General features: G+C 67.1%; 20 protein-coding genes. 5 read left to right on the forward strand and 15 right to left on the reverse strand.

Annotation, left to right across the window (positions count from 1 at the left end; all coding sequences use genetic code 11):
- Nucleotides 1-10 precede the first annotated feature (10 nt).
- From HWX08_RS09455 to HWX08_RS09485, 7 genes are all read right to left on the reverse strand, one after another.
- Entirely contained in the window at nucleotides 11-1,438 is a 1,428-nt protein-coding gene (locus HWX08_RS09455) for an MFS transporter (protein WP_174921458.1), read from the reverse strand.
- 384 nt (nucleotides 1,439-1,822) lie between these two features.
- Nucleotides 1,823-2,353, reverse strand: coding sequence for an OsmC family protein (locus tag HWX08_RS09460; protein WP_174921459.1), 531 nt, complete (start codon nucleotides 2,351-2,353; stop codon nucleotides 1,823-1,825).
- A 447-nt stretch (nucleotides 2,354-2,800) separates the two neighbouring features.
- Complete coding sequence (locus HWX08_RS09465) at nucleotides 2,801-4,366, reverse strand: methyl-accepting chemotaxis protein (protein WP_174921400.1); 1,566 nt, start codon at nucleotides 4,364-4,366, stop codon at nucleotides 2,801-2,803.
- A 274-nt stretch (nucleotides 4,367-4,640) separates the two neighbouring features.
- A complete protein-coding gene (locus tag HWX08_RS09470) occupies nucleotides 4,641-5,051 on the reverse strand; it encodes a VOC family protein (RefSeq protein WP_174921401.1) in 411 nt (136 codons plus the stop codon).
- A 339-nt stretch (nucleotides 5,052-5,390) separates the two neighbouring features.
- Complete coding sequence (locus tag HWX08_RS09475) at nucleotides 5,391-5,987, reverse strand: hypothetical protein (RefSeq protein WP_174921402.1); 597 nt, start codon at nucleotides 5,985-5,987, stop codon at nucleotides 5,391-5,393.
- A 271-nt stretch (nucleotides 5,988-6,258) separates the two neighbouring features.
- Complete coding sequence (locus tag HWX08_RS09480; RefSeq protein ID WP_174921403.1) at nucleotides 6,259-7,038, reverse strand: SDR family oxidoreductase; 780 nt, start codon at nucleotides 7,036-7,038, stop codon at nucleotides 6,259-6,261.
- Nucleotides 7,038-7,385: a nuclear transport factor 2 family protein gene (locus tag HWX08_RS09485; protein ID WP_244122696.1), complete on the reverse strand. Its 348-nt coding sequence runs from the start codon at nucleotides 7,383-7,385 to the stop codon at nucleotides 7,038-7,040. The genes HWX08_RS09480 and HWX08_RS09485 overlap by 1 nt, the downstream gene beginning before the upstream one ends.
- A gap of 68 nt (nucleotides 7,386-7,453) precedes the next feature.
- On the opposite strand from HWX08_RS09485, the gene HWX08_RS09490 reads away from it, so the two are divergent.
- Nucleotides 7,454-7,822, forward strand: a complete 369-nt coding sequence (locus tag HWX08_RS09490; RefSeq protein ID WP_279610505.1) for a winged helix-turn-helix transcriptional regulator — start codon at nucleotides 7,454-7,456, stop codon at nucleotides 7,820-7,822.
- A gap of 61 nt (nucleotides 7,823-7,883) precedes the next feature.
- Nucleotides 7,884-8,792: a PDZ domain-containing protein gene (locus HWX08_RS09495; RefSeq protein WP_174921404.1), complete on the forward strand. Its 909-nt coding sequence runs from the start codon at nucleotides 7,884-7,886 to the stop codon at nucleotides 8,790-8,792.
- A 33-nt stretch (nucleotides 8,793-8,825) separates the two neighbouring features.
- Here HWX08_RS09495 and HWX08_RS09500 read toward each other — a convergent pair whose 3' ends face one another.
- Nucleotides 8,826-9,473: a TetR/AcrR family transcriptional regulator gene (locus HWX08_RS09500; protein WP_174921405.1), complete on the reverse strand. Its 648-nt coding sequence runs from the start codon at nucleotides 9,471-9,473 to the stop codon at nucleotides 8,826-8,828.
- Nucleotides 9,474-9,525: 52 nt separating this feature from the next.
- Between HWX08_RS09500 and shc the strand changes: the two genes are divergently transcribed.
- Nucleotides 9,526-11,583, forward strand: coding sequence for a squalene--hopene cyclase (shc, locus tag HWX08_RS09505; protein ID WP_174921406.1), 2,058 nt, complete (start codon nucleotides 9,526-9,528; stop codon nucleotides 11,581-11,583).
- 121 nt (nucleotides 11,584-11,704) lie between these two features.
- On the opposite strand, the gene ampC is transcribed toward shc, so the two are convergent.
- From ampC to HWX08_RS09520, 3 genes are all read right to left on the reverse strand, one after another.
- On the reverse strand, nucleotides 11,705-12,874 hold the full coding sequence (gene ampC / locus HWX08_RS09510) for a class C beta-lactamase (protein ID WP_174921407.1): 1,170 nt from the start codon (nucleotides 12,872-12,874) through the stop codon (nucleotides 11,705-11,707).
- Nucleotides 12,875-13,247: 373 nt separating this feature from the next.
- Nucleotides 13,248-14,060 (reverse strand): alpha/beta fold hydrolase, encoded by an 813-nt coding sequence (locus tag HWX08_RS09515; protein ID WP_174921408.1) that lies wholly within the window; start codon nucleotides 14,058-14,060, stop codon nucleotides 13,248-13,250.
- A 70-nt stretch (nucleotides 14,061-14,130) separates the two neighbouring features.
- Nucleotides 14,131-14,577, reverse strand: a complete 447-nt coding sequence (locus tag HWX08_RS09520; protein WP_174921462.1) for a hypothetical protein — start codon at nucleotides 14,575-14,577, stop codon at nucleotides 14,131-14,133.
- A 401-nt stretch (nucleotides 14,578-14,978) separates the two neighbouring features.
- Here HWX08_RS09520 and HWX08_RS34590 point away from each other — a divergent pair, with 401 nt between their 5' ends.
- Entirely contained in the window at nucleotides 14,979-15,113 is a 135-nt protein-coding gene (locus HWX08_RS34590) for a hypothetical protein (protein ID WP_006405345.1), read from the forward strand.
- Between the two features lie 101 nt (nucleotides 15,114-15,214).
- Complete coding sequence (locus HWX08_RS09525; protein ID WP_174921409.1) at nucleotides 15,215-15,991, forward strand: class I SAM-dependent methyltransferase; 777 nt, start codon at nucleotides 15,215-15,217, stop codon at nucleotides 15,989-15,991.
- Between the two features lie 106 nt (nucleotides 15,992-16,097).
- Here HWX08_RS09525 and HWX08_RS09530 read toward each other — a convergent pair whose 3' ends face one another.
- From HWX08_RS09530 to HWX08_RS09545, 4 genes are all read right to left on the reverse strand, one after another.
- The gene (locus HWX08_RS09530) at nucleotides 16,098-19,007 is read right to left on the reverse strand and encodes a glycoside hydrolase family 2 protein (RefSeq protein ID WP_174921410.1); all 2,910 of its coding nucleotides are present in this window, start codon (nucleotides 19,005-19,007) and stop codon (nucleotides 16,098-16,100) included.
- Between the two features lie 83 nt (nucleotides 19,008-19,090).
- Nucleotides 19,091-21,790, reverse strand: a complete 2,700-nt coding sequence (locus HWX08_RS09535; protein WP_244122695.1) for a GH92 family glycosyl hydrolase — start codon at nucleotides 21,788-21,790, stop codon at nucleotides 19,091-19,093.
- Nucleotides 21,791-22,005: 215 nt separating this feature from the next.
- Nucleotides 22,006-24,372, reverse strand: coding sequence for a GH92 family glycosyl hydrolase (locus HWX08_RS09540; RefSeq protein ID WP_174921411.1), 2,367 nt, complete (start codon nucleotides 24,370-24,372; stop codon nucleotides 22,006-22,008).
- 256 nt (nucleotides 24,373-24,628) lie between these two features.
- Nucleotides 24,629-25,816 (reverse strand): YncE family protein, encoded by a 1,188-nt coding sequence (locus HWX08_RS09545; RefSeq protein ID WP_174921412.1) that lies wholly within the window; start codon nucleotides 25,814-25,816, stop codon nucleotides 24,629-24,631.
- Nucleotides 25,817-25,832 lie beyond the last annotated feature (16 nt).

Raw genomic sequence — 25,832 nt, forward strand, 5'->3', positions numbered from 1 at the left:
CCGCCCGCATTCACGCCACGCCGTCGTCGTCGATATCGCGTGCGGTCGGCTCGTAACGCACGATCAACAGGAACACGATCGGCGTCGCGGCGCTGATCGCGACGACCCAGAACATGTCCGTGCCGAGCCGCGCCTGCAGGATCGGCAGCACGAACAGCGCGAGCGCCTGACCGATCCCGCACAGCGAACGTCCGAAGCCGACACCGGTGCCGCGGATCGTCGCCGGATACGACAGCGTCGGATAGATCATCATCTGCGCGCCGGGTCCGAACCCTTCCGCGAACAACCAGGTGCCGAGCATCAACAGCACGAAGCCGATCGCAAGCGCGCCATGCGGATGTCCGGCCAGCGCAAGCGCCACGAGCGCGACGAACTGGAGCGCGAAACCGGCGATCGCGACATGACGCGACGCGTGCCGATGGGCGAGATGCATGCCGAGCAACCCGCCGGTAAACGCGAACAACACGTTCAACGCGAGCGACGCGGCGATCGTTTCGAACACGCCCGCACCGAGAAACTGCGACAGGATCGACGGCAGGAAAAAGGCGATCGCCGTGTATTCGAACGGAATGCACAGGTTCATCACGCTGGCGACGATCGTGCGCCCCAGGTACGGGCGCTGGAACAGCACGCGAATGCGCACGGGCGGCTGGCTCGGCGTGCGTCGTGCGTCCTCCGCTTCGTGTGCGTGAATCCCGTACGACTCGCGCAGGATTCTCGCGGCATTCGCGAGGTCGCCCTGGTTCGCGGCCCACAGCGGCGACTCGTTCATGAAGCGGTTCCTGAACAGGATGATGACGAGGGCGGGCACCGCGCCGAAGATCAGCGACGCGCGCCACAGCCATCCCGCATGCTCGGCGGGCAGCAGGAAATACAGGCCGAAGATCAGCAGGAAGCAGACCGACGACGCCACGTACCACATCGGGCACCACGCCGCGAGCCGCGACGCCTTGTTGCCGCGGCCGTTGAACTTCGAGAATTCCGCGAGAAACGCCATCGCGACAGGCAGGTCGATGCCGACGCCGAGCCCCATCACGAAGCGTGCGCCGATCAGCACCCAGACGTTCGGCGCGAGCCCGGCCGCGATGGCCGCGACCACGAAGAACAGCATGTCGGCCATGAACACCTGATAGCGGCCGATCCGGTCGGTCAGCCAGCCGCCGATCAGGCTGCCGAAGATCGTGCCAATCATGATCGCCGATCCGACCAGCCCGGTCAGCGCGGGCGTCAGGGCGAACTCGCGCGCCACGTCGTCGATCCCGTAGGACAGGGTCGTCAGATCGTACGCGTCGAGAAAAACGCCGCCGAGCGCCAGCAGCACGATCATCCGCGCATGGCTGACCGAACTGTCCACCGTGTTGATCAGGCGCGCGACGTCGCTTGCCGAGCGGATGGGCGAGGAAACCGGGGAGAGGGCCTTGATATCGATCGAACTCATCGCATTCCTTAATTTCATGACAGGATGAACGGCGACGCCGTCGCGCTCCGCGCAGCACGCATTCTGTTCTCCCGGTCCCGCGATCCCAAGCGATATAAACCGATAAATTAATCGGCCCGCGTCATAAAGTTGCTCGCCGCCCGCGCTTGGCAGCAACGTGCATGTTCAATCGCGGATTGCTTCGTTCTCGCTTCGCCGATGCTTCGCTACTCGACGTCGCGCAGCCGTGCGACCGGCGACCCGTCGCTGGCGGTTCTGCGCGCGGAGACTGGACGTATTCCAGCAGCTTCCGGATCGTGCCAACGGGGTGCACAGGGTATCGAGTGAGTTCGTTCATGCCGCGACACCGTCGCATGCTGCGATGCGTCGGTGCGCCGGCGTACGTCAACCTTGCGTATGCCGCAATTCGCCGTCGATCGTCTGCGGCAGCTTCAGCAGGTTGAAGATCGGGCAAACGGCCTCGACCGCCTGATGCAGCGCACGAATCGTCTCCGGCGGTTCCGGCGACACGATGTCGAGCGTGTAGCGGAGGTTGTGCGGGAACACCGGCACATGCTCGAAGCCCGGTTGCTGCGCGAGCGGATGCTGGTCGCCGGTCACCTCGACCTTGATCGAGTCGATCTTCAGGCCGCGCTCCGCGGCCTGAATCAGCGTGATGTGCGTGAGGCAACTGCCGAGCACGCCGAGCTGCAGCTCAGGCGATGCCGGCCCGAGGTCGTAGCCCGCGAAATCGGGCGGACTGTCGCTGATCACCTGGAAATCGCGAATGCGAATTTCCCGCACGCCGCTGCGGCCCAGCGCGCGCACGGTCGCCTTCAGCGGCGTGGCCTTCAGGTCCGGATGGCTGCGGGCGGCGTCCAGTTTCGCGCGCCACGCGTCGCGCTTCTGTTGGAGATAGTCGTTCAGTGTCGTCATGTCGGGCCGGTACGGTCGCAATGAACGGCCGTGCATGCGCGGCCGATTGAGGGAGCGTTTCATGCTATTGCGTTCCGCGGCGGCCGCTAAACGATCTTTTCGGCAAAGCAATTCGCGGCGCGCGATGTCGCGTCGCGACATGCGCGATTCGGGATCGCCGGCACTCAGTTACCGCATCGCAAGTTATCCACAATTTCCGTGCATAACCCTGTGGAGAACTTTGTGACCAATGCGCTCCAGCGTCGGCCGACGCGCACGGCTGCGCGGCCGTCGCCGCCTCGCGCTCACGACACCCCCCGACAGCGTCGCATCGGGTTCGGCGATCGTCCCGATCCCCTGCTTCACCGAACCGGTGCACGGATCGCATCGTGACCGGCAGCCGTGACTTGCGCACCGCAAACGTGCGCCCGGCTCGACGACCCGGCGCCGCACGCCCGCATCGGCGCGTCACGCGAGCGCCGCATCACGCAGCCGGAACTGCGCGACCGCCGCGCTCAGCCGCGCGCCCTGTTCGTCGAGCGACAGCGCCGCGGCCGCCGCCTCCTCGACCAGCGCGGCATTGCGCTGCATCGTCTGCTCCATCTGGATGACCGCGGCGTTCACCTGCTCGATGCCCGCCGACTGTTCTTCGAACGCGTTGCTGGTTTCGCTCATGATCAGGTTGACGCGTTCGACCGCGGCGACGAGCTCGGTCATCGCCGAGCCGGCCCGTGCGACAAGGCCGCTGCCGTCTTCGACACGCTGCGCGGAATGGCCGATCAGCTCGCGGATTTCCTTCGCCGCCGACGCGCAGCGCTGCGCGAGGCCGCGCACCTCGGTCGCGACGACCGCGAAGCCGCGCCCCTGCTCGCCCGCGCGCGCGGCTTCGACGGCCGCGTTCAACGCGAGGATGTTGGTCTGGAACGCGATGCTCTCGATCACGCCGACGATGCCGGAGATCCGCGCGGAGCTGTGCGAGATCTCCGACATCGTCTCGACGACGCGCTGCATCGCGTCCCCGCCGCGCGACGCGATGCCCGCCGCGCCTTCGACATAGGTGCGCGCATCGCGCGCGTTGTCCGCGTTCTGGCGCACGGCCGCCGTCAGTTGCTCGACGCTCGCCGCCGCCTGTTGCAGCGATACGGCTTGCTGCTCCGTGCGCGCCGACAGGTCGACGTTGCCGCTCGCGATCGTGCGGACGTCGCCGACGATCGTCTCCGTGCTCGCGCGCACCTGGTTCACGGTATCGACGAGGCCGTCCTGCATCCGCTTCAGCGCATGCAGCAGATAGGCCATCTCGTTGTCGCCGGGCACGACGATCGTGCCGGTCAGGTCGCCTTTCGAGATCTTGTCGAACTGGCCGACCGCGAGATGGATCGGTTCGATGATCGCCTTCGCGAGCACGCGCTGCGTGAAGAAGCCGACGACGAGCGCGAGTGCCGCGACCGCCGCCATCCCCCACACGATCCGGTGAAAATTCACGCCGGCCGCGTCGTAGCGCGCCTTTTCGCGTGCAACCTGGAACGCTTCGAGCGCGTCGATCGCCGCCTGGTACGCGGCGAACAACGCGGGCGGCACATTGCGTTGCGTGTCGAGGAAGCCGAATGCGTCATCGCCGTCGAGTTGCGACAGCGCCTTCAGGAACACGCCGTCGAGCAGCGCCCGGCGGTGATGCTGCAGCGTGTCGAACAGCGCCTGCTCGTCCGCATTGCGCGCGTGCAGGCGCGTATAGGCGTCCAGTTCGTCGTTGCTCTGCTTGAGGAGCGTGTGGAGCGCCGCGATCTCCTCCTTGCCCGAGTGGCCGGCGCTGATGATCTGCGCGACGTCGCTCATGCGCTCGCGCAGCACGAGCATCCGCTCGGAACTGGTCTTCAGGTGCAGCAGCGACGCGGTGTCGTCGCGGTACATCGCCTCGAGCGACCCGTTGCCCGCGTAGAGGGCCGCGATGCTTGCGGCGACCACCAGTACGAGCAGCACGGTATAGCCGGCGATGGTCGCGACGAGACCACCACGGATAGTGAGTTGTTTTCGCATGACGTTCCCTTGCCCCGGCCGGGCACGGCCAGCGGCGGATGTGGATTCCGGATCACGAACGACGCGCGCCGCGTCGCAACACGGGGCGCATGGGCTGCGAACGGGTTAACGGCGGCGGGAACGGGAAGGTTTTATCTGTACGCGACGTGGATCTTGACGATTGCGACAGAGGAACGGGCAAGCTGTGCCTGACTCATGCACCAAGCAGTACCAACGATCGCCTGGACGGATTGTCGCGCGCGCTGCACGGCAAGCGACGTGCGCCGACGGGTGCCTAGCCGCCGCCGGCCAGCCTTGCACGGATCTCGTCGACCGGGAGGTCGCGCTGATGCGTGGCGATCTGCCAACGATTTCCCCACGGATCCTGCACCATCGCCCGCCGGTCGCCGTACGGCAGGTCGGCCGGCGCTTCGAGCGAAATCGCATGCGCCGCGAGCGCGCGCTGATAAACCAGATCGACATCCTCGACGTAGACATACAGAAACGCGGGCATCGGATCGCGCAGGCCGTCTTCGCCGCTGATCATCACGACGGAATCGCCGATCCTGATTTCGGCGGGCAGCCCGGGCCGGAATGCGCCCTGCGCGTGAAATACCGCGCGAACGAACTCGATCAGGTTGTGCGGATCGGGCACGACGATCCGCGGCGTGACGGTGTGCCATCCGTCGGGCTGGAATTTGACCATGTCGGGCCACCTCTGAAGCGAATCCGGCGGATATTGTCGTCCCGGCATCCGAGGTCTGCAACGGGTCTTCCACGGCCGCCGCCCGCTTCGATCGACGATGAAGCGTGTCGCATCGACCCGGGTCGACGATCGGTGCGGTTTCCGCCCGGTCGGCGCGTGTGGCCCCATACCTTGAGCGAATGATGCGATTCACTTGCCGGGGCCCGGCCGGGATTCGAAGTCAACGACGCAAGTTGATAAATTTATTCCGGACACGTGCGAGTTGACGTCATTGCTTTGGCAAGTCCGTCAATAAAGTCGTCAACTCGTGGCCCGAGCGCTTTGATCTACGAGCGCGGACTACTTGCTACGAGTAAACGTGCTTCCGTTGTACCGGTACTCGCGCGTCGCATTACCGGCGTCGTCGATATTGGTCCAGGTAATCTTGAATCCAACCGGGTTCTCGAGCCACTCGATCGCGAGCCACGGCGACCGGTCGCCTCCGTTGTCATCGAGAGACACGCTGTGCAAACAGCTTTGTACCGGCATCGAATAGACCGGGGCCGCGGCGTTGCCGTTGACCTTCAGCGCATACAGGGTGCTTTCGTCGCCGGCACCGCAAAAGCCCATCGGTTGATTGCTCGACGATTGGTTGACGACCACCAGCACGAACTCTTTTCCGTCGACAACCTTCGATATCGCCGACGGGAATCCGATGCCCGACGACGAGGCGACGGCCCGACGAAACGCCGTAGGCAACTTCACCGAAATTGTGCGGTGATGGGCCATATCGACTTCAACCAGCCGTTTTCCATCTTCAGTCGGTCGGAACTGAAGTCCATTCGACAACCGAACCGAGGACGGCGCCTGTTCGCCCGCGAATGCGTTCACCCCGCCAGTGACAGCAACAGCAACAACAACGACGCAACACTGAATTACCGAAGACAAGATCGACATGGCAGATTCCGGAATACTTCGATGGATGGCCTTTCGTCTGACCTGCGTTCGCCTGCTTTTTCGAGGAGGCGTCATTGCGCTACTCGCTAGAACAAGCTCACCTCCCGCGAGTCGCGCTCCGGGAGTCTTGCAGGCATGACGTCTCTTTTCCCGCGTCGCATCCGGGCAATCAGCGGCATACCCGTCCCGTTGACGGTCAACCCAAAGCCAAACGCTTCGATCTCGCCGCGCATCCAATGCGACGCCGACACCCACCGACAAGCGGCTCAGGTCACGCGGTCGGAACGGTTCCGCCGTCGATGACGTACTCGGTGCCGGTGATGGCACTAGCGCGTGCGGAGACAAGGAAACCGATGAGTTCCGCCACTTCCCGGGGAGAACATGGCCGGCCCAGCGGAATGCCGCCGAGCGAATCCATGATGACTTTCCGGGCGCCGTCCGAATCGATGCCGTTCTGCTCGGCAATTCTGGCGACGAGATTCTCGGCGGCATCCGTTGCGACCCAGCCCGGAGAGACACGTACGACCCGAACGCCTTTCGGACTGACTTCCTTCGACAACGCTTTGCTGTAGTTCGACAGGGCAGCCTTCGCGGCGGCGTAGGCAATCGTGGCTTCCGGCAACGGCAATTGCCGCTGGATTGACGTCACGTGGACGATGACGCCCGAGCGTTGCTCGATCATCGAGGGTAGCAGCGCGCGATCGATGCGTACCGCCGCGAGCAAGTTCAGGTTCAATGCCTTGTTCCATTCGTCGTCGTCGAGCACGCTGAAGCCACCCGCCGGCGCAGATGAGCCCCCCGCCACGTGCACGAGGATATCGACGCCGCCGAGCCGTTCGAGCACGGCGTCGACAATGGTTTTACAGCCGTCGGCCGTCGTGATGTCCGCACCGACGAACCTTTCTTCGGAAAGGTCATCGGGACGCAAACGTGCCGTCGCAAGGACAGTCGCACCGGCCTCGCAAAGCTGCGCGACAACGGCCTTGCCGATTCCTTTGGTCCCGCCCGTCACAAGTGCCCGAAGGCCTTGAAGTTCGAATGTCGCGCTCATCAGCGAATCTCGAGTGACGCGATCTTGCCGTCGGCCAGGACGAACGTGTAGGTCAGTTCGAGCGGGCTACCGGGGAAGGAACCGGTGAGCCTGGCGCGCATCGTGACGACGTCGCCATTCCGGGACGAGTCCAACGGCTCGATGACGTACTGGTACCTGGCTTTGCTGTCTTTCTTCCAGGCCTGGATTGCTGCGAGCCCCTTGATCGTGCGTCCCTCGTCGTGCACGACGGCATCCGAAGCGAAGCAGTGGACGAGAGGAGCGGTGTCGCTGTCGGCCTCCGCGTTCAGATAGACATCCAGCGGCGACGGCAAGGTCACGTTCATCATACTTTCCCTGAAGATCATGATTTCCAGTCCCAATGATGTCGCTATACTTACCGCATCGCAAGAACGCACTAAAAAGTAAGTAAGCCGTGCCCAACCGAAAAGCCTACACGCCCACGACCGCCGCGATCGACGTCGAAGCCGCATTCAAGCTGCTGGAAGGACGCTGGAAGCTCGTCATCCTGTTTCACCTGTTCGGTGGCCAGGTGCGACGCTTTTCCGACCTCGAAAAGCTGATTCCCGGCATCACGCAAAAGATGCTGGCGCAACAGCTGCGCCGCCTCGAAGAGGACGGCATCGTGACGCGCACGGTCTATCACGAGGTGCCGCCCAAGGTGGACTATCGCCTGACTGACTGGGGACAGGCGCTGTGCCCGGCACTCGATGCGATCCTGAAATGGGCGGAGTGCCGTCAAGACTTTCCATCGGCTCCGTCAAGCGTGCGGGCTCCACGCTGACTGATCTGTTGTCCGAATTAACTCACCATTAAAATAAGTTTCCATAAAAGGACATTCCGGGATGAAACGTGTTTTTGCATTAACCGCCGTGCTGGCGACGTCGTTATTGGCCGCACCGGCGGCGCTGGCTCAGGAAAAGGCCTCACCGCCCGTCTATACGTGGCTGTCCGAACGTTTCCCCGAAAACGTTCGTTACGATTCCCCCGTCTTGACCGTCGGCGATTCCGGGTTATCGGCAGCGCAAGGCATCGTCAACGCTCAATTGACGCTGATCCAGTCTCCGCAAGGCAACGATTCCATGCTGGGGCTCGCCGTCGCCTTTCATACAGCGGAGAAGCAGTATTTCAACACCGTGCGCGACTACGGGAAATTCGGCACCCGCTTTCGGCAACCGAAGATCCCGGTCGCGATTCCGACGCTGAACGGCGGCGGCTACGCGGACACCGAGAACTGGAGCCCGGCCGCCGATGGCGGCAAAACGTGGCCCGTGAACGGTGGGGTCTTCATCATGCTCGATCGCCTCTATCTGAAGACCTACGAAGTCAGCGGGACCGACCTCGTGCTCAGCCTGTCGGACTACGACGCGCCCGACAACGCGTTCAGGATCCGGATTCCGGCCGCGTATCTGTCGCGCTTTCTCGCCGGCGTTCCGAACGACCTCCACCTGGTGCCGCCGGACATGCTGAACCAGCCGACGACCTTCGGCGTGTACTTCGTCGAAATGGACGACCAGGAGCTGGCAGCGCTGAAAGTCCCCGGCGGCGCGGTGCGGATCGAAGGCGTGCTGCCGGGCGCCGTCGCCGATCGCGCCGGCCTGAAGAATTACGATCTGCTGATGCGGTTCGGCGATCGGCCGCTGAAGCGGATGGCCGACCTGGCGAACGCCGTGCATGCGACACCGAAGGGCACGGCGGTGCCGCTGACGGTCTGGCGCGATGCCACGGAGGTCAAGCTGCAGGCGCAGTTCTGAGCGATCGCCGCCGGGTGTGCGGCGACGCATGCGTCACGCGGGACCGTCGCTCGCGTCCCGAAACGCACCCCGGCTCATCGCATCGAGCTGCCGGACGATCTCCGCACGCAGGTCGTCGGCGATCTCGATGCTGTCGAGCAGCTTCGAAATCCAAAGTCCGTCGGCAGCAAGCCGGCAGATCATCAGCGTCGCGGCCTGCTCGAGCGGCACGGGATCGGGGCGCGTCCATTCCCGCATCGGCACCGACCACCGCTCGCGCGTGTCCTGGTCGGTGATCATCGACGCGACCAGCACGCGCAGCACGTCGGTACTCGCGGCCGGGTGCGATTCGTCGAGCACCGCATGCATGTACGCCCGCGCCGCCGCGCCGGCGCCGTCGGCATCCGCCGCCATCCGCGCGGCCATCTGCGCGGCGAACCGCTCGGTCGCCTGCCCGAACAGCGCATCCAGCAACCCCTGCTTGTTCGCGAAGTGATACTGCAGAGCGCCTTTCGTCACGCCGGCACGCTCGGCCACCGCGTCGAGCGTCAACGCGGCCACGCCCTGATGTGTCGCGATTTCCGATGCGGCCGCCAGCAACTGCGCGCGCACCTGGTCCGGCGCTTTTTTCCGGCGCACGCCGGCCGTGGCAACGGCGGGCGCGGACGCATCGTGCGGCGCGGGTTCGAGGTGTTTTTTCATGGTGCGGATGGTAGCACCCGGCGTCTCGATATAAACATTCCGGCCGGATGGTATGATCCGCCGCATGACTACACCCACCTCCTCCCCCTGGTCCGCGCTCGACACCGCGATCGCCCGTGGACGCGACGCTCTCGTGCGTCTTCAGCAGCCCGACGGCAGCTGGTGTTTCGAACTCGAATCCGACGCGACGATCACCGCGGAATACATCCTGATGATGCATTTCATGGGCAGGATCGACGACGTGCGCCAGGAGAAGATGGCGCGCTACCTGCGCGCGAACCAGCGGCTCGACACGCACGGCGGCTGGGCGCTGTACGTCGACGGCGACCCGGACGTGTCGTGCAGCGTGAAGGCGTACTTCGCGCTGAAGGCGGCCGGCGACAGCGAACAGGCGCCGCACATGATCCGCGCGCGCGACGCGATCCTGAAGCTCGGCGGCGCGGCGCGCGCGAACGTGTTCACGCGCATCCTGCTCGCGACGTTCGGCCAGGTGCCGTGGCGCGCGGCGCCGTTCATGCCGATCGAGTTCGTGCTGTTCCCGAAGTGGGTGCCGATCTCGATGTACAAGGTCGCGTACTGGGCGCGCACGACGATGGTGCCGCTGCTGGTGCTGTGCTCGCTGAAGGCGCGCGCGCACAATCCGCGCAACGTGTCGATTCGCGAGCTGTTCGTCACGCCGCCGGACGAGGAGCGCCGGTACTTCCCGCCCGCGCGCGGCATGCGCAGGCTGTTCCTCGCGCTCGACCGCACGGTGCGTCACCTCGAACCGCTGATCCCGAAGGGCCTGCGGCAGCGCGCGATCCGCCATGCCGAAGCGTGGTGCGCGGAACGCATGAACGGCGAGGACGGGCTCGGCGGGATCTTCCCGCCGATCGTATACAGCTACCAGATGATGGAAGTGCTCGGTTATCCGGACGACCATCCGCTGCGGCGCGATTGCGAGAACGCGCTGGAAAAGCTGCTGGTCACGCGGCCGGACGGCAGCATGTATTGCCAGCCGTGCCTGTCGCCGGTGTGGGACACCGCGTGGAGCACGATGGCGCTCGAGCAGGCGCGCGCCGTGGCAGCGCCGGAAGACGGCGCGCCGGACGACGCGCAGCGCGCCCTCGACGCGCGCATCGCGCGCGCGTACGACTGGCTGGCCGAACGCCAGGTGAACGACCTGCGCGGCGACTGGACCGAGAATGCACCGGCCGACGTTCAGCCGGGCGGATGGGCATTCCAGTATGCGAACCCGTACTACCCGGACATCGACGACACCGCGGTCGTCACCGCGATGCTCGACCGTCGCGGCCGCACGCATCGCAACGCGGACGGCACGAACCCGTATGCGTCGCGCGTCGCGCGCGCGCTCGACTGGATGCGCGGGCTGCAATCGCGCAACGGCGGTTTCGCGGCGTTCGACGCCGACTGCGATCGCATGTACCTGAACGCGATCCCGTTCGCCGATCACGGCGCGCTGCTCGATCCGCCGACCGAGGACGTGTCGGGCCGCGTGCTGCTGTGCTTCGGCGTGACGAAGCGCGCGGAGGAACGCGCATCGCTCGCGCGCGCGATCGACTACGTGAAGCGCACGCAGCAGCCCGACGGTAGCTGGTGGGGCCGCTGGGGCACGAACTACATCTACGGCACGTGGAGCGTGCTGGCCGGCCTCGCGCTCGCCGGCGAGGACAAGTCGCAGCCGTATATCGCCCGCGCGATCGACTGGCTGCGCGCGCGGCAGCATGCGGACGGCGGCTGGGGCGAGACGAACGACAGCTACATCGATCCGAAGCTGGCCGGCACCAATGGCGGCGAGAGCACGTCGAACTTCACCGCATGGGCGCTGCTCGCGCAGATGGCATTCGGCGACTGCGAATCGGATTCGGTGAAGCGCGGCATCGCGTATCTGCTGTCGGTGCAGCAGGACGACGGCTTCTGGTGGCACCGTTCGCACAATGCGCCGGGCTTTCCGCGCATCTTCTACCTGAAGTATCACGGCTATACCGCGTACTTCCCGCTGTGGGCGCTCGCGCGCTATCGGCGGCTGGCGGGCGCGGCGGAGCAGGCTCGGGCGTCGGCCGCGCGCGGTGCGACGGCTGTCGCGGCAAAGGATACGGCGGCTGCCTGAGCGGTAAGGCGGTGACGCGGCTGCGCGACGCCGTCACACGAAACCTTCGTCGACCAGCGTGCTGCTGTGCGCGGTTGCACGCGCCGGGCCGGGCGATGCATCCGGCCCGGCCGTGACAACGTTACCGCCCGCCCCCGAGCGACCCGAGGATCTGGTAGGCCGCCTTCACGCGATCCTCGATCGGCACGTTGCCGTTCGCGAGCATCACGATCGCGATCCGCTTCGACGGCACGAACGCGACATACGTGCTGAAGCCGCCGGTCGAGCCGGTCTTGTTGATCCAGGTATCGGGGTTCGGCGCCAGCGGCGGTGCGATCGCGCTGGCCGGTACCGCTTCGTACAGCATCTTCGGCGCATTGCCCGCCAGCAGCGTCGGCAGCGCGACCGGATACGGGTACTGCTCCCAGATCAGGTCCTGCGTCAGCGGCCCCGCGCGGAAATAGCCCGTGTGCGTGCGTTCGATCGCGCGCTGCAGGCGCGGCGCCGTCTCGATCATCCCCATGTTCGCCTGCACGAAGCGCAACAGGTCCGCCGCCGTGGTCCGCACGCCGTACGCCTGCTGCCACAGCATGCCCTGCGTCATCCGCACCGGCTTGCCGTCCTTCGTATAGCCCTGCGCGTAGTCGGCCATGCGGGCGTCGGGCACGTTGATGTACGTGTGCGTCATCCCGAGCGCGGGAAAAAGCCGCTGCTCCATCAGCGTCGCGAAGTCCTTGTGCATCGCCTTCGCGGTGAGCCAGCCGAGCATCCCGATCGCGACGTTCGAATACTTGCGGTGCGTGCCCGGCGCATACTCGGGACGCCACGCGGCGAGATAACGTATCAGGCCGGCGTCGTCGCGGATGCCGTCCGGCACCTGCAGCGGCGTCCCGCCGGGCGTGTGCGTGCCGAGCTGGAGCAGCGTCACGACGCCGAACGGCTTGCCCTGCAGCGCGGGCAGGTACTTGGCCGCCGGGTCCGCGAGCGACAGTTCGCCGCCCTCCTGCGCATCCGATGCCAGCGTCGCGGTCAGCGTCTTGCTGACCGAGCCGATCTCGAACAGCGTATCGCCGGTGACGGGCTTGCCGGTCTGCTTCGACATCACGCCGTAATCGAACACGTAGGGCTTGCCGTCGGCGACGACGCCCACCGCCATGCCGGGAATCGCGTACTGCTTCATCAGCGGCGCGATGTGGCGGGTGACGGTGTCGTGGAGGTCGTCCTGCGTGGCGGCGGCCGCGCGGCCGGCCGTGACGGTGGCGCACGCAGCGACGAAGAGGGTCGTGGCGATGCGCATCGCGTTGAATCGCATGGTTGCGGTTCCTTTGATTTCGAATGGTTGCGTGAACAACGGATCGGGCCGCGCCACGCGAAATTCGCTGCGGCGTCCCTGCCGAAGCAGGACTATCCACCGCCGGGCCGCCGCCAACAATCGACGATATGTTGCGCGAGCCGAAAGAAAAACTAATGGGGCAGGCGAAGCGCTGCAATGCCGCGACGCCATTTCCGGGCCGCAGGCCGTTTTGCCGAGCCACGAGGAAGGCATGCCCTGCAAGCTGCGCTATCCGCTGCTGCGCAGGCAGATCGAGGCGCACTGGATTCCCGGCGCCGACCACGCGATGGCCCGAGCACGACCGGCATACGCACACTCTCACGCGCCCGCGCACCGGCGGGGCGTGCGTGCGTCACCCCGGCAGCCGGTCGAGAAACGCCAGCACCGCCGCGTTGAACCGCGCGGGCCGCTGCAGCGGCGCGAAATGGCTCACGCCGGGCAGGATCGTCAGCGTCGCGCCCGGAATCGTATCCGCGAGGTAAGCCGCATGCTCGGGCCGGATGAATTCGTCGTGCTCGCCCAGCACGATCGTCACCGGCACCGCGATCGCCGCGAGATCCTGCGCGGTGTAATTCGGTTGTGTGCGCATCATTTCGCTGACCGCCGCGACGAACGCATCGAACCGGTCCGGCGTCGCGGACATTGCTTCGTAGTCCTTGCGGTGGCGTGCGAAGCAGCGGTCGAGCAGCGGGCCCGGCACGATCTCCTTCGTCCCGCCCGGGTCCATGTTGCATGCGAAGAAGAACACGCCGGCCGCCCGTTCCGGCGCGCGATCGGCCAGCACGAGCGCGATGCACGCGCCGTCGCTCCAGCCGACGAAGCGCGCGCGGTCGACGTGTAGCGCGTCGAGGACGGCGAGCACGTCCGACGCCATGCGTTCGTACGAATAGGGTTGGTCGTCGCGCGTGCTGCGGCCGTGGCCGCGGCTGTCGATCACGATCGCACGGTAGCCGGCCGCGAGCAGCGCCGGCACCTGGTTGCCCCAGTTGCCGCCATGGCCGAGGCCGCCGTGCAGCAGCACGACCGGCGGGCCGTGGCCGAACGACGCGTGCCAGATGCGCGCGCCGTCGTGTTCGAGCCACCCTTGCACGTCGGCCGCCGGCAGCGGCGTGCCGCCTTGCGCGTCGAAGCGGGTGAGATCGTCGTCGTCGAGTTCCGCATTCATCGTTCTGCCGTCCTTTCGAGGGAGACGTGCTTGCGATTGTAATGCGGGCGGCTGACGCGGCCGCCGCCGGTCAGGCCTGCGTCGACACCAGCCCGCCCGCCGACGAGCCGCCCGCCTTCTCGATCGCCGCCGCGAGTTGCGAGACCGCGGTCGCGAGCGCCCCCGAGATCGCGCCGGCTTCCGCGCTCAGCGACTGCTGTTCGACCGCCGCGGCCGGGTCGTCCTTCGCGCGCTGTGCGGCGCTCGCCATCTGGCGCTCGATCGTCGCGAGCTGCTTCTGCAGCCGGTCGATCAGCGCTTTCAGTTGCGCGACCGCCGGGCTGTCCGACGACGCGCCCGATGCGCCCGATGCGCCGGGCGTTTGTCCGGTCGCGCCGGTCGAACCCTGCGTACCGGTGGCGCCATCGGTGGACGACGTCGCGGCGGGCGTCGCCGCCGCGGTGCCGGACGAAGCGTTTGTGCCGGGGCTGCCGTCCGTCAGCGGGGCGCGTGAGGTCGTGGAGAAATCGATCTGCATCGTGTCGGTCCGTATGTCGGTGAGCGAATCGTGAAAGGGGGAAATACCTTCCAATGCGTTTACGGCATTCGTCACACGAAACTTGAGTATTGGGTCGGACTGATTTAGCGCCTGTTCGCCGTATTTCGGCGACGAAAGGGCCAGACTGCCGGCACTGCGGCGCTGGTAAAATCGCGGTTTCGCCGGCGGGATTCGCGCGCGCGCCTCCGGGCGCGAGCAAGCGCGCAACCCCGCCGGCTTCGACTCCCGCCCGCGCGGGCGCGGCACGCAACGCGTGCCGACGCCGCACACGCGGCTGCGAGGGTCGCCTGTTCCATGCGCCCGCGCGCCCCGCTCGCCCGGTCGAGCGGCGATCGCCGTGCGGCGCGCACTCACTTCATCAAGCATTCGAGGAACCCACGATGGCCCGCATCGGCGCCTTCTGCATCACGACGTGGCTTGCCGCCGCGATTCTCTACTTCGGCCAGCACTCCGTCGCGATGATCGCGTTGAGCGGCGTCGTCGTATTCGGCGGGTTCGATCTGCTGCGTCCGTAAGCACGCGCGCCGCACCCGTGCGCGGCCGCGACGGCCGACGCGACTGTGATAGCCTTCCCGCACCATCCATCGCGCCTCGTAGGCGACCAGGAGACGGGAACTTGAATCACGACCTGAACCGCCATCCGACAGCCCTCGCCTGCAAAGTGTGTTCGGGCCACGCTCCCATCTGCGGTCTGGTCGATTTCTCGAGCTGCGGCGCCGACTACATGGCCGGCAAGAAAGTCGACCCGTATGCGGGAGTGCCGGTCTACTACCACGCTTGCCGGCAGTGCGGCTTCACGTGGGCGCCGATGTTCGACAGCTGGACCCACGACGATTTCGCGCAGCATGTGTACAACGCCGACTACGTGCGCCACGACCCCGAGTATCTCGAGATCCGTCCGCAGCAGCTGGCCGACCTGATCTGCACCAGCTTTCCGGACATGCGGGACAGCCGCGTGCTCGATTTCGGCTCGGGGCTCGGCTTGCTGGAACGCAAACTGTTGTCGCGCGGCTTCACCGACGTGACGTCGTACGATCCGTTCTCGCACCCGGTGCCGCCCGAAGGCACGTTCGATACGATCCTGTCGTTCGAAGTGTTCGAGCATCATCCGGCGCCGATCGACCTCTTCGACCAGATCATGCGCTACCGGAAACCCGGCGGCGCGCTGCTGTTCCAGACGACGCCGATCACGCAGGACATCCTCGACAGCGGGATTGCTCAATGGTGGTACTGCGTGCCGCGCAACGGGCACATCTCGTTCTACACCCCGCAAGCCCTGACGCTGCTCGCGCAACGCCACGGGCTCGAATACGGCGCGTTCAGTCCGTCTCTGCACGTCGTCTTCGAGCGTGCGGCGACACCGCGCTGGCTCGACAGGTTTCTCAAACCGTAACGGCGTGCCGGCCGTCCGGCATGCAACGCGCGCCGCGCACAGGCACGCGGCGCTTCATCGGCACGCTACGCTGCGCGGCCAGCGCGGCATCCCGCACGCATCAGCGTCAGCTTCCGCATGCGCCGAACGTCGGCACCGCCGGATCGACCGCCAGCGCACGCTCGTTGAACACGACCGGCACGCCGCCGAGCCCGAGCCGGCAGTTCGGGCGATCGAGCCGCCATCCGTCGATCCGCAGCGCGACACGCGACACCGGCGCGCCGCTCGCATGCGGCACGTCGATCGTGAGCTGCCGCTTCGCGCCCGGCACCAGGTTCAGATAGTTGTCGCTGTAGAACACGGGCAGGATGCGCGCACCGGTCGACGGATCGAATACCTGCAGGTGCGTCATCAGCGCGACGGCGGCGCCGACGTTCGCCACGTCGACCGTGATGCGCGTCGTCACGTCGTCGGTCTCGGCCGACGTCGCACTGACGGAAACGGCCGCGCCCGGCATCGTGTCGAGCGACGTGTACGACGTGTCGCCGCCGTCGCGCTGCCGCCAGTACACGTTCTCCGCGAGCGTGTTGCCGCCCGCATCGCTCAGCGCGAGCGCGACGATGCACACGTTCGACTTCGCGGCGGCCAGCGCCGACGCGAGGTTCGCCACCACGCGATACGACGCCTTCGCGACGCCGCCGACATCGGCCGTGGCCCGGCTGCTCAGCGTGCCGTCGAGGTTGTACACGCGCATCTCGACACGGCCGGTAACGGCCGCGCCCGTGTGATTCGCGATCGTCACGTCGGCCGTGCTCGCATCGAGAATCGCGTTGACGCGGCGGCAGCCGTGCTGCACCGCGAAGAACGACGAATGCGCGTCGAGGTCGTGGCTGTACATCTGCCACACGAAGCTCGGCTGCGCGGGGTTCGTCATCCACATGATCACGCCGGTGGCCGGCGACTTGATCCTGCCGGCTGCCGGACCGATCATCACCGCCGCATTCGCTTCGTAGATCGCGCGGATGCATTCGTAGTTCATCATCTGCGCCTTGCGCACGAAATCCGCGAGATTGCGGATCGCGCCGTAGCGCAGCGCGGTCACCGCGAGATAGCCGGCGCCGCCGCTTGCCCCGATCCCGTATTGCCAGTAGCCCGCGCCGTTGCCGTTCATGTCGCGGTCGGCCCAGAAATCGTCCGGGCATGCGTACGAGCCGGGCGGCAGCATCGCTTCGACGAATTCGAGCGTCGGGATCGAGTGCGAGCCGACTTCGTTGTGGAACGCGACCTGCGTCGTGCCGTAGCCGCGCGTGAACGCATCCCGCGGCGCGGCCCAGTTGTACGGGCCGCCGGACGAATAGCCGTTCACCGCGCCCGCGCCGGTGTCGCCTGCCGAACTCGTCAGGCACAGGCGCTGCGGGTCCAGCTCGGCGACGAGCGCGTCGAGCCCCTTGACGAGCGCCGGCGGCGGCGAGCCCTCGTTGCCGCCGCACCAGAGCAGGATCGACGGACGATGACGGTGGCGCGCGATCACGTCGCGAATGTTGTCGAGATCGCGCGGCACGTCGGCCGCGCCCGACCCGTCGCCTTCGGTCGAGAAGAAGAAGTCCTGCCAGACGAGAATCCCGCAGCGGTCGCACGCATCGAAGAAATCGTCGCTCGTGCTCTGCCCGTTCCAGTTGCGGATCAGGTTCAGGTTCGCGTCGCGATGCAGACGCACCTGGTTGAACAGCCGTTCGCGCGGAATGCGCTTCAACGCTTCGTCGAGCCCCCAGTTGCCGCCCATCACGAGAATCGGCAGGCCATTGACCGTGATGCTCAATTGCTTGCCCATGCCGATGTCGCGCGAATAGTCGATGCGGCGCAGCCCGATGTTCAGCGTGCGCTCGTCGGAGAGCAAGCGCCCTACCTTGACGCCCACCGTCACCGCGTAGAGATGCGGATCGCCATACCCGTTCGGCCACCACAGGCTCGGCTGCCCGATCGACAGCGCCGCGATGTCCGACGACGTGAGCGACACCTTCGTCGAGGTGGCCGATGCCGGAATCGCGATGTCGTGGCTGAACGGCGCGCCGTTGCCGATCGTGCCGACGAGCGTCGCGACGAGATCGACGCCCGAGCCGTTGTCCAGTTCGAGGTCGAGCCGCAGCTCCGCGCGCGACAGATCGGCGGACAGCGTGTGCGCGACATGGCATGCCGCGATGCGCACCGCGCCGGTCGTGAACCACGACACGGGTTGCCAGATACCGAGGTTGCGGTCGGGGATCGTCGGCAGCCAGTCCCAGCCGGCCGAACAGAAGAACGTCGGGCCGTTCTTCAGCGTGACGCCGGTCGGCCCGCCGTTGCGGCCGCCGCGCGTGACGCCGCTCCGGTAGTTCGGCAGCAGCGGCCCTTCCGAGAAATCCAGCTTGACGACGCGCACCGCGAGATTCACCGCGCCGCCCGCCTGCGGCACCAGCCGTGAGATGTCGAATGCGCGCTGCCTGAACGCCCCTTCGAGCCGGCCGACGAGCGCGCCGTTCAGCCAGATCTCCGCGCAATAGTTGATCCCGTCGAAGTTCAGCCACAGCCGCTGCCCCGGCTGCCGCGCCGGCGCCACGAAAGTCGTCCGGTACCAGTAGTCGGTGTCCTTCAGCGTGTCGGGAATGGTATCGGTGACGATGCGGCCGTAGAACGGATCGGGGTACTTGCCGTTGACGATCATGCTGTTCAGCACGGTGCCCGGCACCGTCGCCGGCGCCATGCCCGCCACGTCGCCCGCGCTCGACAGTTGCGCGCCGCTCGCGCCCGGCAGGCTCCCCGCCGACGCGAACGTCCAGTTCTTCGTGAGCCGCTGCGAGGCCAGCAGGCCGTGCTCCGGATCGGGCGGCACGCCCGGGACGGTGGGCGTGACCGTGGCCGGGCCGTCGGGGCCCGGTGCGCCTGGTGTGCCCGGTGCGCCCGACGTCGAATCGACGTCGCCGTTGCAGCCGGCGAGCCAGCTCGTGCCGACCAGCGCGGCGCCATACGACAGGAATTTGCGGCGTTCCTTCGAGGTCATGGTGTCGTCTCCCAGATTGTGTCGTCGTCACCGGAACGGGCGCGCATGCGGTGCGGCTGGCAACCGCGCGCGCCCGGTCGCGGTCATCGCACGCCGGCCTCGCGCATGCGGGTCGCGGCGGACGCGCCGCCGGCCGTCATCTGCGTGTAGTCCGCGTTCGGCCCGGACGGCGGCGTCAGGTTGTCGGCGGCCGCCCATTGCGTCGGCGTCGCGGACAGCGCGTAGCGCATCGTCCCGCCGTTGGCGATCTTGGCGAGCGGCAGCCACGAACCCGCGTAGTCGGCGCCGTTGACCGTCAGTGACTGGATGTACGGGAACGCGGCGTGGCCCGTGTCGTCCGCGGCGACCCGCTTGTCGCTTTCGAGCCGCAGCGAATGGCCGTTGCCGAGCCAGACGGTGATCCCGCTGAATTGCGGCGTGGACAACGCCACACCCGCTTCGGAAGGAATCACCGGGAACATGCCGAGCGTCGCCCACACGTACCAGCTCGACGTCGCGCCCATGTCGTCGTTGCCCGGAAGGCCGTCGCGGCCGGTCGTGAAGGCCTGCGCCATGATGATCGGCAGGATGTACTGCGCGCCGCTCGGCTGCCCGGCCCAGTTGTAGCCCCACGGCGACTGGAACGACGGTTCGTTGCCGATGTACAGGCCGCTCGACGATTCGCCGCCGTTCAGGCTGCCCGAGGTGGGCACCGTCGAGAACGGCGTCGTGATTGCGAACAGCTTGTTCAGCCGCGTGACGGCCGCCTGCTTGCCGCCGATCGCGTCGATCAGCGCGGTCCAGTCCTGCGCGAAGCTCCAGAAGTAGTTCGGCTCCGTCGACTCGTGGAACGCCCCCTGCACGAGCGTGCCCAGCGTACCGGGCGCCGCACCGGCCGGCGGCGCGTTGCGCGCGGCGATCACCTGGTTCGTGTAGTCGAAGATGTTGCGCCACCAGCCGGCCCGCGTGTACAGCGTGCCGATGTTGTCCGCGCTCACGCCGACCGACGGCGCATTCAGCACGCCGGCAGGCAGCGCCTGCAGGAACGCGGCCGCCGAACGGTCGCTCAGCACGCGCTCGATCGTCGCGGACGACGAGTGGCCGTCGTCGCTCTGCGACAGATAGCGGGCCGTCAGGAACTTGACCAGCCCGGGCGCGCTCGGGCGGTCGTTGCACGCGCTCGACGGATCGAACACCGACTGCTTCGTCAGGCGCGCGGCCGACACCAGGTCGAAATCGGTCGCGCCGAACTTGTATGCGCCCGCGATCACGTTCAGCGCGTTGTCGCCCGACATCGGCGTGGAATCGTCGCTGCCGTCGACCCAGTGCGGGAACGCCCCGCACTGCAGCCCGTCGACGACGAGCGACTGCATCATGTCGCTCGTCTCCTTCGGCGCGAGCAACGCGATCAGCTGCGCCTGCGACCGGTACGTATCCCACAGCGAAAAGCCCGTGTAGTGATTCGCGGCGCCGCCTTGCGAACCGTCCGGACGCCTGAATGCATAGTCCTTGACGTTGGCCTTCGCCCGCGGCGGGATCGTGCCGGTACGGTCGACCGAGGTCGGATAGCTGCCGTTCGCGCCGCGCGGCTGCCGCATGCTGCGGAAATCGCCGTTCGCGTCGCTGTAGAGCGTCGGCGCGCTGAACACGTGATACAGCGCGGTGTAGAACTTCGTGAGATTCGCCTTCTGCGTCGGGTTCAGCGACGCGAGATTGCCTGCGTCGTCGATCTGGATCGTGTTGAGCCGATCGTTCCACAACCCGGCTGCCCGCGTGCGGGCATCGTCGAACGCCAGCGCGGCGCCTTCCGCCTGCAGGTTGGCCTGCGCATTGTCGGTGCTGACCGACGAGATGCCGACTCTCACCGTGACGCGCTTGTCCGCGTCGGTCAGGTCGAACTGCAGCGTCGCCGCGCCGTTGCTCGCGGTATTCACCGACGACGTGCCCGTCTGCTTGCGCAGCGGCTTGTCGAAGGTCGCGTAGAAATAGACGGGCGCGTTCCAGATGGTGCCGTACGGCGTACAGAACGCCGGCGCGACGGCCTGCCCCTTCATCGACCTGCCGTCTGCGGCGATCTGCAGCGCGACGTTGTTCGCGGTGATGCTCGTGCTGCCCGAGTCGCTGTTGCCGTTCAGCTTCGCGTCGATCGAAAAGAAGCCCTTGTCCTTGTCCGTGTAGGTAAAGCGTGCGAGACCGGAGCGCACGGTCGCGCTCAGCTCCGTGACGATCCCGTTCGCGAGACGCACCTTGTAGTAGCCGGGCTGCGCCGTTTCATCCGAATAGTTGTAGCCCACGCCGGCCGGCGAGCCGTTCGGCGCGATCGCGTTCGCGCTGTCACTCGGCAGCATCGCGACGGCGCCCTGCCCCGGACAGCCCACGCCGCTCAGGTGCGTGACGCTGAAGAAGTCGATCGTGCCGCTCGACGCGCCGCTCGACGACAGGTAGCCGCCCGAGCCGTTGAAATCGTAGCGCGGCGTGTTCGGCCCGAAATTCACCATGCCGAACGGCACCGTCGCGCCCGGGTTCACGTTGCCCGCGTAGCCCGAGTCCGAATTGACCTGCGTGCCGATCAGCGGGTTGACGAACTGCGTCAGCTGCATCGTGGGTCGCGGTGTCGGGTCGACCGGAGGGGTCGGGCTGGTCGAGCCGCCGCCGGTATTGCCGGCCGGACTGCCGCCCCCGCCGGTTTGCCCGGTCGATGTCGACGGCGACGCACCGCTGCTGCCGTTCACGTCGTCGCCGCCGCACGCGGCGAGCGCTGCACAGGCCAGTGCAGCGACGATCAAGAGTCGTGGATTTTTCATTTTCGTTTAGCACCATTAATTAAAATGCGTATCCCGGCGTCGACGATGTTCCGACGCGCCGCCAGGCTCGCGGCCCTGCGCGACACACCGGTGCCGCATCGCGCGACGGCGGGAGGTCCCCCCAACCGGCGTCGCGCCGACTTCCTTTTTTGAACCCCGGCGCCGGCCGCTGCCTCGACGACCCGGCGGCGATCGCCGCCTGCCTCCCGCACGCGCTATCGCGCGGCCGGCAACCTCCCCCACGCAGCCGGCGCATCGCCCAGCCCGAACGCAATCGCGCCGCCGTTGGCGACCTGCGCGAAATCGACCCAGGTTCCCGTCAGCGCGGCGCCGTTCAGCGTCGCGCGCTGCACGTAGACCGCGCCCGGGTTGACGGTATCGATCGTGAGCGTCTTGCCGTTGCCGAGCCGGATCGCCGCATGCGCGAACAGCGGGCTCGTCAGCGTGAAGCCGGGCACGGCCGGAATTTCCGGGTACAGGCCGAGCGCGGCCCAGACGAACCAGCCCGACGTCGCGCCTTCGTCGTCGTTGCCCGGCAGGCCGGACGCGGCCGTCGTGAACTGTTCGTCGAGGATCCGGCGCACGAGCGCCTGCGTCTTGTCGGGGCGGCTCGTCCAGTTGTAGAGCCACGGGGTCGCGAACGCAGGCTCGTTGCCGATCCACAGATGCGGGCTCTTCGAGCCGGCGTTCAGGTACGTGTTGAACGTGTCGAGCCGCGCGACGACCGCCGCGTCGCCGCCGAGCACACCCATCAGCCCCGGAATGTCGAACGGCACCATCCACGTGTACTGCTCGACGTTCCCCTCGATCTCGTCGAACGCATTCGCGACCCAACTGCCGTCGCGGTTGCGATCGGACAGGCGCGGCAGCGTCGCGCCGTTGCTGCCCGGCGCGGCCGGATCGATCACGTTCTTCCAGTTCGCCGAGCGCGCGAGCAGCGTCGCCGCGTTGCCCGTGTCGCCGAGCGCCTGCGCGAAGCGCGAGATCGCGTAGTCGGTCGCCGCGTATTCGAGCGTCGTCGACGCCGTGCCGCCGCTGTGGCTGCTGTCGACCCGGATGGACGCATCGGCCGGCAGGTAGCCGTACTTCCGGTACTCGGCGAGCCCCGGCAGCGCCGTGACGCCCCTGCACGCGGTGACGGCGCCCGACGCGGTGTCGAGCATGATCGACAGCGCCTTCTTCGCATCGAAACCCGTCGCGCCGTACAGATAGCTCTGCGCGACGAGGATCGGCACGTTGTCGCCCGGCATCACGTCGCTGCTCGTGTTGCCTTCGACCCATTTCGGAAACGCGCCGCCGCAGGTCCCGGCGTCGTCGACGAGCGACTGCATCATGTCGCTCGCGGCGGCCGGCTTCAGCCATGCGATCAGCGGCATCAGCGACCGGTAGGTGTCCCAGCTCGAGAACGTCGTGTAGTGGATGCGGTCCTTGCCCGCATTCGCGGTCTTCCCGCCCATCGTCGGGTAATCGCCGTTCACGTCGCTGAACACGCTCGGCGCAAGCAGCACGTGATACAGCGCGGTGTAGAACTTCTTCAGGTTGGCGGCGCTGCCGCCCGTTACCTGGATCGCATTGAGCGCGCCGTTCCAGGTCGCGTCGGCCTGCGCGGCGAGCTGGTCGAAGGTCTGCGTGCCGCTCTCGGCGTCGAGGTTCGCCTTCGCGTTCTGGACGCTGACGTACGAAATCCCGACCTTCATGTTCACCGTCGACGGCGCGCCGGACGATGCCGCGAACGTCAGCTGCGCACTGCCGCTGCCGAGCTTCGCGGTAAACGGCCGGTCGACGCGTGCGTAGAAGTAGAGCTTGTAAGTCTGCCCGCTGCTGCAGAAGCCGCCGCCCGTCATCGACCCCGACAGCGCTTGCGGGTCGTTCGGGTCCTGCGCGATCGTGCCGCCCCACGACGATGCATTGGTCTTCGCCGCGACGTTCAGTTGCCCGCGCTGCCCGGCCGGCCACACGAAACGCGCGGCGCCCGTCCGCAGCGTGGCGCTCAGTTCGGTGCGGATGCCGTTGTCGAACGTCACGCCGTAATAGCCGGGCCGCGCCGTTTCGTTCGCGTGCTTGAACGCGGCGGGGGCCGGCTGCCCCGCGACGGTCGGAAACACCGGCAGCGCGCCGCCCGCGCTGCAACCCACGCCGCTCAGGTGCGTGAGACTGAAACCCGTGATGCGGGTCTGGCTGTAGTGATAGCCGGGCGGACTCCACGTGTTCGGCACGGACGGCGTGTCCGGCCCCCACTGGACCATCCCGGACGGCAGCGTCGCGGCCGGTGTCGTGAAACCGCCGAGCAGGTCTTCAGGCGGCGATTCCGTGTTCGCGATGTCGGGGACGAGCGGCGGCACCTGGTCGGAGCCGATCAGCGGATCGACGTATTGCGTCAGCTTCAGGTCGGCGGCGACGGCGGAAGCGGCCGGCACGTCGGGGGTGGCCGGCGCGGTGGACTGCGGTTGCGTCGACGGGCTCGTCGACACCGCGCCCGCGGCACTCGGCGCCGGCGCGCCGTCCATCGAATCGCCGCCGCATCCCGCGGTCCCTGTCGCGACCATCATGGCCGCCACGATCCAGCGTGCATGGTGTTTCAACGTAGGCCTCCTGGTTCGGGATCGTTATGTCCTGCATTCCCAGGGGCTGACAGTGCCGCATCGCGTGTTTATTCACCACACGAAGTTTCCCGAATTTTCAGTTTGTTTAACTAAACAATTCGAGGTTAAGTGGCTTTGATTACAATTCTCCGCCATTTGTTGCGCTGCACCGCGGCGCGCGGGACGGCACAAGGACGGGCGCCCGGCGAATGCGGGCGCCGCTTGAAGCGGAGGAGCGGGACTGACTGAGGACGCGTCAGCGCGGCAACGTCCGCAACGACGAAGGCCCGCCCGTCAGCGCGATCCGCTTGCCCGTATCGCGCAGCTTGCCGCCGTCCACCGCATAGAGCGCGAGCTGTCGCTCGACGTTGAACTGCACGATCACGTGCCGGCTGTCGGCGGTAAACACGATGCCCTGCGCGGCTTCGCCTCCGGGCACCTCGCTCACCTTCACGGCCTGCCCGTTGCGGATCTCGAACAGCAGCACCTTGCCGAGCTTGCGGCGGCCCGGGTTGTCGGCCGTCAGGTTCGAACCGTCCATCGCCTGCACGGCGATCCACTTCCCGTCGGGCGAGATCGCGACGCCTTCCGGCAGCGACGGGACCGTCAGGTACTGGACCGTGCGGAACGGCACGCGCGACACGTCGATCAGCGCGACCGAATCGGCATCGCCCGCGAGCGTGCCCGTATAGCCCGGCAACCCCGCGAGCCCGACGTTGCTGACGACGGCCCAGCGGTTGTCGCTCGACACGTCGATCGTGTAAGGCGCGACGCCCGTGCTCAGGCGCGCGCCGCTGTCGGTCACCTTGCCGTCGTCGACGTTCAGCACCGCGACGCCCTGCTCGTCGCGCAGCGACACGAGCGCGTGCTTGCCGTCATGCGTGAAGCTGATCCCGGCCAGCCGCTTCTTGCCGATCTTCAGGCTGCCGCCGAGCGTCACGTGCGTGCCGTCGATGCGCAGGATCGACACGCTGCCGTCGACGTTCGCGACCAGCGCGAGCGTGCCTGAGCGGTCGATCGCAATGCCCTGCGGATGCGTGCCGAGCTCGACGCGCGTGATCGCGAGCGGCGTCGTGTCGAGGCTCACGACCTGCAGGAACGTGTCGAACACGAGCTGCTTCGCGGCCGTGTCGTAGCGCGTCGGCGCGCCGACGAGCGCGAGCTTCGCGTCGGGCGTGATCGCGACGGCCTGCGGCGGCCCCTGGATTCCGTTCTCGACGTCGACCTGCAGCGCGACCTTCGGCGGGAACGTGCTGGCGTCGAGCAGCGTCAGCGTGTCGGCCGGCGGCGATGCCGGAAAAGTGTCGCGGCCCTCGACGCGCTGGTATTTGCCGTCGTTGCCGGACACGATCCAGTCGGCGGCGTGCGCGGCAACGGCGGTCGTGGCGAGGGTCAGCGCGGCGAGCAGGCGCGCGCTGCGCGCACGGAAAGGGTTCGAATGCATGGCGGTCGTTTTCTCC

The organism is Burkholderia metallica (assembly GCF_902832845.1).
Taxonomy (GTDB): domain Bacteria; phylum Pseudomonadota; class Gammaproteobacteria; order Burkholderiales; family Burkholderiaceae; genus Burkholderia; species Burkholderia metallica.